This window comes from Acidobacteriota bacterium (assembly GCA_028875575.1).
In the GTDB taxonomy this organism is placed as follows: domain Bacteria; phylum Acidobacteriota; class Terriglobia; order Versatilivoradales; family Versatilivoraceae; genus Versatilivorator.
Genome location: JAPPDF010000081.1, coordinates 40,455 through 51,300 on the forward strand (window position 1 = coordinate 40,455; position 10,846 = coordinate 51,300).

At 64.1% G+C, this 10,846-nt stretch carries 7 protein-coding genes; 1 reads left to right on the forward strand and 6 read right to left on the reverse strand.

Features of this window, described 5'->3' with window-relative positions:
• Positions 1 to 11: 11 nt before the first annotated feature.
• The 3 genes from OXI69_12750 to OXI69_12760 all read right to left on the reverse strand — a co-directional run bounded on the left by OXI69_12750 (position 12) and on the right by OXI69_12760 (position 6,483).
• Positions 12 to 1,781 (reverse strand): metallopeptidase TldD-related protein, encoded by a 1,770-nt coding sequence (locus OXI69_12750; protein ID MDE2667011.1) that lies wholly within the window; start codon positions 1,779 to 1,781, stop codon positions 12 to 14.
• A 37-nt stretch (positions 1,782 to 1,818) separates the two neighbouring features.
• Positions 1,819 to 3,507: a TldD/PmbA family protein gene (locus OXI69_12755; protein ID MDE2667012.1), complete on the reverse strand. Its 1,689-nt coding sequence runs from the start codon at positions 3,505 to 3,507 to the stop codon at positions 1,819 to 1,821.
• Between the two features lie 597 nt (positions 3,508 to 4,104).
• Positions 4,105 to 6,483, reverse strand: a complete 2,379-nt coding sequence (locus OXI69_12760) for a hypothetical protein (GenBank protein MDE2667013.1) — start codon at positions 6,481 to 6,483, stop codon at positions 4,105 to 4,107.
• A 98-nt stretch (positions 6,484 to 6,581) separates the two neighbouring features.
• Here OXI69_12760 and OXI69_12765 point away from each other — a divergent pair, with 98 nt between their 5' ends.
• Positions 6,582 to 8,195, forward strand: a complete 1,614-nt coding sequence (locus OXI69_12765; protein MDE2667014.1) for an exo-alpha-sialidase — start codon at positions 6,582 to 6,584, stop codon at positions 8,193 to 8,195.
• A gap of 64 nt (positions 8,196 to 8,259) precedes the next feature.
• Here OXI69_12765 and OXI69_12770 read toward each other — a convergent pair whose 3' ends face one another.
• The 3 genes from OXI69_12770 to OXI69_12780 all read right to left on the reverse strand — a co-directional run bounded on the left by OXI69_12770 (position 8,260) and on the right by OXI69_12780 (position 10,430).
• Complete coding sequence (locus OXI69_12770; GenBank protein ID MDE2667015.1) at positions 8,260 to 9,114, reverse strand: fumarylacetoacetate hydrolase family protein; 855 nt, start codon at positions 9,112 to 9,114, stop codon at positions 8,260 to 8,262.
• A gap of 91 nt (positions 9,115 to 9,205) precedes the next feature.
• Entirely contained in the window at positions 9,206 to 10,003 is a 798-nt protein-coding gene (locus tag OXI69_12775) for an SDR family NAD(P)-dependent oxidoreductase (GenBank protein MDE2667016.1), read from the reverse strand.
• A gap of 58 nt (positions 10,004 to 10,061) precedes the next feature.
• On the reverse strand, positions 10,062 to 10,430 hold the full coding sequence (locus OXI69_12780; protein ID MDE2667017.1) for a cupin domain-containing protein: 369 nt from the start codon (positions 10,428 to 10,430) through the stop codon (positions 10,062 to 10,064).
• Positions 10,431 to 10,846 lie beyond the last annotated feature (416 nt).

The following is a 10,846-nucleotide window of genomic DNA, read 5'->3' on the forward strand; positions in this document are numbered from 1 at the left end:
GATAGATCCGTTCAAGGTTGAGCGATCAGAGGCAGGTGAGGGACATCCCCCGATGGTCTTTTCAGGGTCAGGTCCTCGAAGAGAAGCTGGGGCACGACCAGAGATACCACCGCGGACGACACCGGACCCGAACCCCTGAATAGCAGTGAAGACAAGGAAAAGCTCGGCGGGGGGCGAAAGGTCGTATGGTAGGCGGTCAGGGTCTCCGAGGCGGCCACGATGTCCCGGAAGCTGGACTCGCTGATCCCCAGCAGCTCGGCCTTTCGAATCAGCTCCTCCCGGCCGTCCGGGAAGATCTTGAACGCGAGGGTCACCGGCTCGAGGTTCGATCTCCCGCTCTCTTCCGGCAGCATGAACGCGAACCGTCGCTCCCGTGACAGCGTCATTTGCGGGTTTCCGAGACGGCGCACGACGATCCCGAAGTCCAGTCCCCGTTCCTCGACCAGGCCAAGCAGTTCCTCCCTCATCTCATCCCGGCTCATTCCACCCCGTGGAACCACGAAGAGATTGGAGGGGGACGGGCCCACGCTCCTCCGATTCCCGGTGCTATTCGACACGCCCGGAACCGGACTGCGGGTCGCCAGCAGGGTCTTCAGAATCCCCCGCTGCACCAGCCGGGTCTCGCCGGCAGGCACGCCCTCGTTATCCACCTTGTATCCGCCCAGCAGCGGGACCTGGCCATGGGTTTCCACGGTCGGATCGTCAACGATGCTGAGAAACCTCGGCAGGACCCTGGCGCCCAGCTTGTCCAGGAACGGGTTCTTCGGCCCGGCCCCGAATCCGCCGAACGGGAGGAACCGCGGTCCGTCGGTCACGGGAGTCGGCAAGGCGACAAGTCTGGGCACCAGAACCTGGTTCACCAGTTCCGCCGCCGCCTGTCCTTCGAACAGGACCGGCCCGTTGTAGCGGTCGACGAACTCCGCTTCCCGGAGTTGAACCAGCCGTTCCGCCATTCCCCGAATCCGTCCCGCCAGGTCCGTCCGGTCCGGCAGCTCCTCCCACCGGCGACCATGGGCCGCGACGAAGTCCTCCAGCTCCGTCCCATCGACCGCCCGCGTGCCCGCCAGAGCGTGAACGGAGACGGACGGCGACCTCCGGGTAAAGGAAGACCCTTCGCTGTTGACGAAATAGGTCGTCCCGAGCCGGAGATCGGCCCGGACGTTGGACGTAAAGACGCCCGCAATGCCCTTGAAGACGGCTGAAAGCCCCTTCACCAGCGTCTCCACCCGGGCCGCATCCGGCAGTCGGCCGGAGGGGCTGTCGTCGGTGTATCGGTAAGGCTCCTCCCGGCTGAAGTCGGGAACTTCCTCGACGCGAGTCCTGTTCTGTAGAACGGCGCGTTTCTTGGCGAATTGATCCAGAGCCTGCTTGTAGGCGCTGTCGGTGGCCAGCCAGACCTGCCTTCTCAGCTCCTTGTAATCGTCGGCCAGCGGCAGGCCGCGCATGGAGCCGAATCCGGATTCGAATCCGGACAGATCGAAGAAATTGGTGTTGTCGAGATCGTAATCCCCCACCCTCACCTCCACCGACAGGTAACGGTTGGAAGAGCCTTCTCCGCGGTTGAGCACTCCCCCCAGGCTGGCCGCAATCCCGATGCTCTTCGTCTCATGAACCCAGTAGGCGACGTAATAGGGTTTCCGCATGCCTTCGAGTTGCAACTGGTCCATGGTTCTCGCCAACTCGTCCTTCAGGGCCTTCATCAGCACGCTTTCCTCCGCCTTCAGAGCAGGGCCTGTCGACAGAAGGGTGAACGAGAGGACACAGAGGTGGACACATTTCATGAGATTGCTCCTCGAACGCCAGCTCCCGACGCTGCGGTTACTCCCAGGGGGCAGGAAGTATGGGTGCCCGTTCCTGGGATTTCATCTTCTTCTGGACCTCGATCTGTGAAACCAGCACCGCCGGGGAGACGCCGGCCACCGGTACGCCCCCGGACTCGGCCCCACAGATGCCGTTGAAGGCTCCCAGGCGATTGTCGGCAGCGGTAATCTTGCTGAACGTGGTCAGGGGGGTGCCGATCAGGTCCACGCCGCGCACCAGTTCCTCCCGGCCGTCGGAGTGGATTCGATACACCATGACCGGCAGGACGTTAAAGGCATTCGGAGTCCTTCTCCCAGTATAGGTGAATCCCCCCTGGACGTCTTCGAAGTAGAGCCCAAAGGACTTGCCCTCCTTCTTCACCAGGTCGATCAACTGGCTCTTGAGATCTTCGCTGGAGTGGGGCTTGCTGACTTCGACGAACAGGTTCGACTGGCGCGCCACCGGCGCCAAGCCCGCCTGCTTGCGGCCGTGTCCATTCGAACGGGAGAACCCCTCGACCGGCGTCCGGGACATCAGGAAGTTCTTCAGGACGCCGTTCTCGATGACAGCCACCCTCCGCGCCTTCACGCCCTGGTTGTCAAAGCGATAGGAGCCAACCAGATCCATCGACTCGATGCGCCTCACCGTAGGATCGAAGACGACCGAGAAGATCTCCGGCAACACCTTCCGGTTCACCATCTTCTTGAAGGTCTGGGCGTCATCCTCCTCCTTCTGGCGATGTCCTTCCACCCGGTGGCCGAGAATCTCGTGGAAGAACACGGCGCTGGCCCTGCCGGAAAGGATGGCGGGGCCGGTGTAAGGATCGACGACAGGGGCGGTCCTCAGGGCTTCAAGATCGTCAATCATCTCCCCGACCGTCTTCAGGATGGAGTCGTCGCCGGGAAGCCCGTCCGGGGTCAAGGAAAAGAAAGACTCGTAGCGCGGCAACTCCATCCCGTCCTCGGCCTTGGTAAGAGCGGAAATGAACAGGCGATAGTAGGGTTGCGAGGTTCGGATCTCGGTCCCCTCGCTGTTCACATACCATCGTGTCTCCACGTTGGCCGAAACCCTGGCATCTGCCGAATAGATGTGAGCGGATTGGGAAAAAGGCGCCGTGTATTTTTCCAGCTTGTCCTTCCACAATGCCCGATCCAACGCGAGCGAAACCGGCTCTTCCGTCGACTTCTCGGGCTTCTCGGCCGTGAAATCCCCCGCCTGATCCTCTTCTTCCACCTTGATCCTGACATCGGCCCTGACCTTTGCCAGCCGCTCGACCGCCTCCTTGTACTTCTTGTCCGTCTGGTACCAGAGGATGCTTCGAAGCGCCTGGACGTCATCCACCGGCACCGCAACACCCCCACGGCCAAAGCGCTGGGAATTGCGACCGAAGCGTCCACGGATGGTGTGGGTGTTGTCGAGATCGTAGCTGCCCACCCTCAGGTCGATGTCGGCCAGTCGGTTCCGTCCCTGGGAGCTTCCCGAGAAATAACCAAAGGACGCCCCCAATGACACCCGAACATTTTCGGTGACCTCGTAGCTGAGAAAGTAGAGCGGCGTCGGCTGTTTCGAGAACGCCTCGACCGAGCGTTGCAGCTCTTCCTTCATGGCGTCCAGCACCGGAGTGGCGCCGCGGGCCGGATGGCCGGCCAGGATCGATGGCGCCACCAGCAGGGTTGCAAACAGGAAGCCTCGGCGGGGTGATTTCATTCCATACCTCTCATCAAGAACAAATCGAAACGACCGTGATTGATAGGATTATTGAAACCATTGTAACCGTAAAACCGAACACCGACCAAAATACCTCCGGCAAGTCCGGCCTTGCCCTGCCGGGCAGACCATTCGAGCAAGAAACTGCCGATCGTTGCTAAAGACGAACCACGAATGAACACCAATAGACACAAATACCGATGGACCCTCCTATGCCGCGACGACGTCATGGGATGAAGCCCACCCGGGAACGCGGGCGTCCCGCCCGCACAAGTCTTGGCACAGCCTCGGCCAACCTTTCCACCCGGGTCGACCGGCAACGACTCCAGGACTCTGCTTCGGCCGAGCCCATCCCGTTCCCGCCGGCAGGGTGGCCGGGTGCCGCATCGCAGGGAAACTGAGCGGCGCGCAACGGGAGTGCATGCGGGCGGGACGCCCGCGCTCCCGGGTGGGCCGCTTCCCATCACTCTTGCTCCTCGATGGGGGGCGCGCCGGCTTGCCGGGCCGCAGCCCTGCCCATGCGGCAGATCCGTTTTGCTCCGTGTCCTTTAGTGGATCACTCTTTTTTTCGCTTGTTTCAAATCGCCACACTAGCCGTCAGCGGGGCTGATTCCATTCGAGGTGTTTGCGCAGAAAGCGGAAGGTCCCTTCCCCGTGGATCTCGTGCTCGCCTTCGAACCACTCGATCTCGGTGCGGCTGCCCAGGCCCAGTTCCCGGTAGAGACGCCGGACTTTGGCGTATTCGTGGGCCACCCACTCGTCCAGTCCCACGGCGTCCCGGTGCCCGCGCTCCACCATGAAGGGTCGGGGGAAGATCAGGTAGGCCATCTCCGCATAGTTGAAGCTCGTGCCCAGGCCGAATTCCGGCATTTCGTACTCTCCGGTAAACATGTAGCTGTTGGGCCAATCCACGGTCACGTTTTTCCAGAGCCACTGGTTGAAGTCCCCGGAGCAGATGGAGAGGGAGTAGTCCTCCAGAACCGCCGGGACTCGCATGGCGGTCTTGCCGCCGTAGCTGAGGCCATAGAAGCCGATCCGCTCCCCGTCCACCCAGGGAAGGGTCTTCAGCCAGTCCAGGATCCGGCGGTGCTGGCCCACGATGAAGGAAAAGATGGAAAGCTTGAGAGGGTTGGCCTTGCGCTGCAGCACCCGGAAGCGGTCTCCTCCACGGTAGGGGTTGTGGGGGGCGAAGACGATGAACCCCTCCTCGGCCAGGCGGGCAGCAAAGGCCCGGTAGTAGCGAAAACCATCGCCGTCCGTCCGAACCACGTCCTCGGGAAGCCCCTCCAGACCATGCTGAGCCACCACCACCGGGCGGCGTTCACCGGGTCGAAGGTCCTTGGGGACCAGCAGGAGACCCCAGGCGAAGACATCGCGCCAGACGTCCAGCACCACCTCGTATCCTGTCCACTTCGCGGTCTCCCGCCACCGGCGTGAACGCGGGTTGGCGGCAACCATGGGGTCTTCGATCTTGCCCAGGATCTCCTTCCAGAAGGTGGAGCGCCAGCGGGTCGCCTCGCGGGTGAAGGCCTCGGCCGACTCCCGGCTGGCCCGCTTCAGATAGCGCTGGTCCCGAAGCCGGTCCGAGATTCGCAGCAGGTGCTGAAGCCTCCCCTGGATGTCGCGGACCAGGCGCTGCTGCCGGTCGACCGGATCGGGCCCATTCCCCATGCGCTTTGGAGCCGCACCCGGAACTGCCGCAACCACCGCACCCTCCGCCAGGGGCGCCAGCAACCCCTGCAGCCCCGCCTCCGACCCCACCGAGACCGAACCGGCCCGCGGATCCTGGGGCACCAGCCGGACCCGGGACCAGGCTCCGGCGGGAAGGGCCGCCGCCCACTGCTCGAGCCGCTTGAATTCGGAGACCACCAGCTCGGCCGCCGGAGTTTCGATCCTGCCGGGAGCGGCCACGGACATGCGACCCTCTACAGGGGGTGGGGGACCCTCGACTCGAGGGGATTGCGAGTGCTCGATCACCAGGGTGCGCGGCAGCACCAGGCTCCCGATTTCGGCATCTCCGAACTCGGTCAGCAGGGCCCAGACGTTGCGGTAGATCGGCTCCTGCCAGACCGGTTCTCGAGCGGAAAAATAGCCGCTCACCAGGCAGGCATCGATCCTCGGATCGACCGCAGCCGCATAGAGAGCAAGCAGTCCTCCCTCGCCGTGCCCGGCCACGCCGATCCCGACTCCCGGCGGGGACCCCTCCTTCAGCCAGTCCACCAGGGCCAGGACCTTCTGAACTTCATACCCGATGGGGTGGCGTCCCAGCGGGTAGGCCATGCGGTAGAGCCATTCCCGGTGAGTCATGTTGGTCATGGCGCGCCTGGCGGGCTTGAGAGCCGGGTTGCCCGAAAACCGGCTGCCGCGGTCGACCAGGGCCGGCACGATCACCTGGCAGCCGGATTCCGCCAGGCGGAGCGCGAATCTGTCCTCGGGCCGAACTCCCGGTTGCAGGCCCACCAGTTGCTGCGGGGTAATGTCGGCATCCGGCAGCGCAATCACCCGGGCGATGGGAGTCCGGTTTCTTGGACTGAGCAGCAGTCCCTCGCCCTTCAGCCCTGGGATTACGTCCCAACGGACCTGCCGGACGGTCACCGTATCGCTCTTCGCCAGGGGCGCCCCTCCCTCGGACGAGAGGAACTCCAGCCGGGCCGGAGACCTGCGGTCGACCACTCCGATGATCTTGCGGAAACGCTCCCGGTTGGCCTCGATCGACCGGGCGTAGTCGGCCTCGGAGGAGAAGTCTCTGTTCCAGAAAGCCGCTCGCCCGTCAGGGGCCGCCTCCAGTCGGCGCATTAGGAAACGGTCGATCCCGGCCACCATTCGTGCCGACAGATCGCCCTCCCAGGTCAACTCGGCGGTGCCGGAAAGGTGCACGGGTTGCCGGGACAGGACCGTCGGTTCAGACGGCGCCGCCGAGCGCGCCGGAACCAGCAAAACCGCTCCGATAAGAAAAAGTCGCTTCCAGATGCACATGGGCTCACCATTTTCGCCTGAAACGCAGACTCCTGCAAAGGGAGTAGAATACGTTCAGCAGCTTCCCCCATTGGAACAGCCCCAAAAAAGGAAGATTAATGAAGACCGCGAGAGATTTTGCAGAATCGGCCAATCCGGTTCGAACAGGACTTGGGACCTGCCTGGCGATAGTTCTGACTGCGGCCGCGTGCAGCGGACCCGCGCCCGCCGAATTGGAGGTCACCGCCTCCCAGCGCGTGCATCCGGTGCTGATCCGGAATGAGCACAATTCCCTGATGCGGCTGGCGGTCGAAGCTCGAGAACCCGGCCTCAGCGTCCGATCCTTCACTTTCCGGCTGAGCGGCACCGACGATCCCAAGGATATCGAGTCGCTCGAGTTGTTCTATTCGGGCGACGGGAAGGATCTTCAGGCCGGAGACCGCTTCGGCGATCCCGCCGGCCCCGGGCCCGAACTGGTCTTTGAGGGCGACCGGGAACTCCCGCCGGGGAAACACGTCTTCTGGCTCTCCGTTCGGCTGCAGCCCGACGCCGACCTGGGGCACCGGGTGGACGCGGTCTGCACGGCCGTGGAAACCTCGGCGGGAACGGTGAAACCCGGGGACGAGACTCCCGAGGTCAGCAAGCGCATCGGGGTGGCTCTGCGCAAGCACATGGAAGAAGGGGTGCACACCTACCGCATCCCCGCTCTGGCCACCACTCCCAAGGGAACGCTGCTGTGCGTCTACGACTTGCGGAGACGGAAGTCGCGGGACCTGCAGGAAGACATCGACGTCGGGCTGAGCCGGAGCACCGACGGCGGCCGGACCTGGGGGACCCAGCGGGTGATCATGGACATGGGCGAATGGGGTGGGCGACCCCAGGAAGAAAACGGCATCGGCGACCCTGGCATCCTGGTCGATCCCAAGACCGGAGAAATCTTCGTCTGGGCCGTGTGGATGTGGGGCAAGCTGGGCAAGCACCAGTGGGTGGAGGACGGCTCCGAACCCGGCTTCGACATCGCCAAGAGCGCCCAGATCATGAGGGTCCGTTCCAGGGACGACGGCTTGAGTTGGACCGAGCCCAGAAACCTCACCCGCAAGCTGAAGCAACCGGAGTGGTGGCTCTTCGCCCCGGCGCCCAACCAGGGGATCGCTCTTTCCGACGGTACCCTGGTGATGCCGACACAGGGGCGCGACCGGACGGGATACCCGTTCGCCAACATCACCTACAGCCGCGACCACGGCGCCACCTGGACCGTGAGCAACCACGCCTTCAGCGGCGGCAATGAATCCCAGGCGGTCCAGCTCGGCGACGGGTCCATCATGCTGAACATGCGCAACGACCGCAGGGAACCCTACCGCGCCGTCTACGTTACCCGGGACCTGGGGAAAACCTGGGAGCCGCATCCCACCAATCGCAAGGCCCTGGTGGAACCCAACTGCAACGGAAGCCTGTACCGGTTCGACTACCGGGAAGAGGGAGAGTCGAAGATACTCCTGCTTTTCGCAAATCCCAACTCGAAAGAAGGGCGGCACCATCACACCTTGAAGCTCAGCTTCGACCAGGGCATGACCTGGCCGGAGGAACACCAGATCCTGCTGGACGAAGGCCGCGGGCGAGGCTACCCCAGCATCAGCCGGGTGGACGACCGGCACATCGGAATCGTCTACGAGGGAAGCCAGGCCGACCTGACATTCGAAAAGCTGTCGCTTGAGGAACTGCTGAAGCGGTGACGGCGAGGGGAGCGCACCTGCCGCGCTGAGGGCCCGAGAGACGGCTCAGGGCCAGCGAGCCGTCTCAGGGCTTGGCTGCGACCACCCGGTTTTTCAGGACCCCGACTCCATCGATTTCCACCGTGACCACGTCGCCGGGCTGCATTCCCTTGGTGGTTCCGGGGGTGCCGGTGAAGATGAGGTCCCCGGGTTCCAGGGTCACGTATCTGCTGATAAAGCTGACCGTCTCGGATATCCCGTGAATCATGTCGGAGATGCCGGCCTGCTGGCGCACTTCCCCGTTCAGCTTGAGGACCATCTTGAGCCGGCTGTAGTCCACCCCCGAGAGGATGTAGGGACCTGTCGGACTGAAGGTGTCGGCGCCCTTGGCCCGCCACCACTGCACGTCCCCCCTTTGCCAGGTCCGGGCGCTGATGTCGTTGCCGCAGGTAATCCCCAGCACATGGTCAAGGGCGGCCTCCTCGGAGACGTTCCGGGCCCGCTTGCCGATAACGACCACCACCTCGGCTTCGTAGTGCACCGGATCGGTGTCTGAAGGCTGGACGATCTCCCCGCCCTGACGCAGCAGTGAGGAAGGCAGCTTGATGAACGGCTGAGGATGGGGGCTCGGCTCGGCGTCCTCGTCGAGGTGGGACTTGTAGTTGCCCGCCAGTGCCAGCACCTTGGAGGGATTCCTGCTGGGCACCAGGATAGTGACGTCGGCTAGAGCGTGGGTGGTCTCGGTCTTTTCCCAGGTTCCGAACAAGTCGCCCTTGAGCTCCCGGACCCGATCCCCCTCCAGGATGCCGTAGGCTTCGTGATCGCCCAGGCTGAAGCGAAGATATCGAGTCCCTCCATCCTGTCGCGCCCCGGCCTGGCAGGACTGCGCAAGCCCCATGCCGGCCAGCAACAGGAAAACCGCCATCCGCTGCCAAATCATACCGACCCCCGTTAATTCGCAGAATTCATGAAAGGGGCGCCAGCATATCCCGACGCCTCCGGCGCTGTCAACGTGGGCGGGGGGTGCCGGACTAGCCGGAGGGTTTCAGGGCGCGGTTGCTGCCCGTGGCGCTTTCGCCCCCGTCGGCAAAGAGGCAGGCGCCGGTGACGAAGGAGGCCTCGTCGGAAGCCAGGAACAAGGCGCAGGCAGCGATCTCCCGCGGCTCGGCCGGCCGTTTGAGCATGGTGGGCCGCCCGAATTCTTCCCTGAACGCCTCCAGAGTCTTGCCGGCCTCGGCGGCGCGCCGACGGTGAAAGGGGGTCATGGTGGGCCCCGGGCACAGGGCGTTGACCCGGATGCCGTCCTCGGCATGGTCCCGGGCCATGGCCCGCGTCAGGCCGGTGACCGCCGCCTTGGTGGTATCGTACTGAACCGAGTGGTAGCTGGCGATAAACGCGCTGTTGGAGGCGATGTTGACTATGCTCCCCTGGCCGGAACGACGCAACTCCGGGACGGCGGCCTGGGCGCAGAAGGCGTACCCCTTGACGTTAACGCCCCAGATCGTGTCCCAGCTTTCCTCGCTGGCGTCTTCCACGGTGTGGTAGAGGCGGATGGCGGCGTTGTTCACCAGGATGTCCAGCCGCCCGAAGCGTTCTACCGTGCGCCGGATGAAGGCCCGGGCTTCGGCCTGACGCTCCATTCGCGCCTCCACGAAGAGGACTTCGCCTCCATCGGCCCGGATCTGCCGGGCGAGGTCACTGCCAGTGGCGCCGTCCCGGTCGGCAAAGACCACCCGAGCCCCTTCCGACACAAACAGCCTCACCGTGGCCTCGCCAATGCCGGAAGCGCCGCCGGTGACCGCCGCCACCTTGCCGTCCAGTCTTCCCATCGGTTCCGTCCTTGATAACGTCGGTGGGGCAAGCGGGCAGGCCCGCACGCACGACCGATCAGCCGGGCGCCTCTGCCGTGGGGAAATCCGCCGGCATGCAGATCTCGATCACTTCGAAATCCTCGGAGAACTCCAGCACCTCGTGCTTGATTTTGGGAGGCTGGTACCAACTGTCGCCGGCCTCGAACCGGACCTCGCCGATATCCTCGAACTCGACCCGGGTCCAGCCGCGCAGCACGTAGTTCATCTGGAACTCCAGGTCATGGGTGTGACGGCCGCCGGGTCCGCTGCAGGATTCCGTGGCCCGGATGCAGTGGGCCAGAACCTTGCCCTTGGTGGCCGCGACGATGCCGAGATCCCGATACTCGAAGTAGGAGCGGAGGCCGGGTTTCCACTCCGCCGACTTGTGAAACGCCATAGTGGTCATGGTGACTGACTCTCCCTGGGTTGGACGTAATTGACAAGGATAGGCAGGCATTCTAATCCGAACCCGACTTCCCCGCCCCATCAAATTTGCGGTAAGGGGTGCCCCCGCCCTGCCGGGCAGATCATACAGGGTGAAACAGGGGCCTCTTACGAACCTCTGAGACTGCCCCCCCACCGGTTCGACTGCGGGCAGGATCTCCTATGTGGCGATCTCGCCGATTCCGTCCCCCCCACCGGTTCGACTGCGGGCTTCGCTTTCGGGGCGCCGCGTTGGCCCCCCTCCGGCTCGGCTGCATGCTGCGGCCTGGTCGAAGGGACGCCACGTTTGCCTCGCCGACTCCCCCTCAAGGGGGGAGTGATTGAGGCCAGCACAAGGCTTCCAGTAGAACTCTATCACTCCCCCCTTGAGGGGGAGTC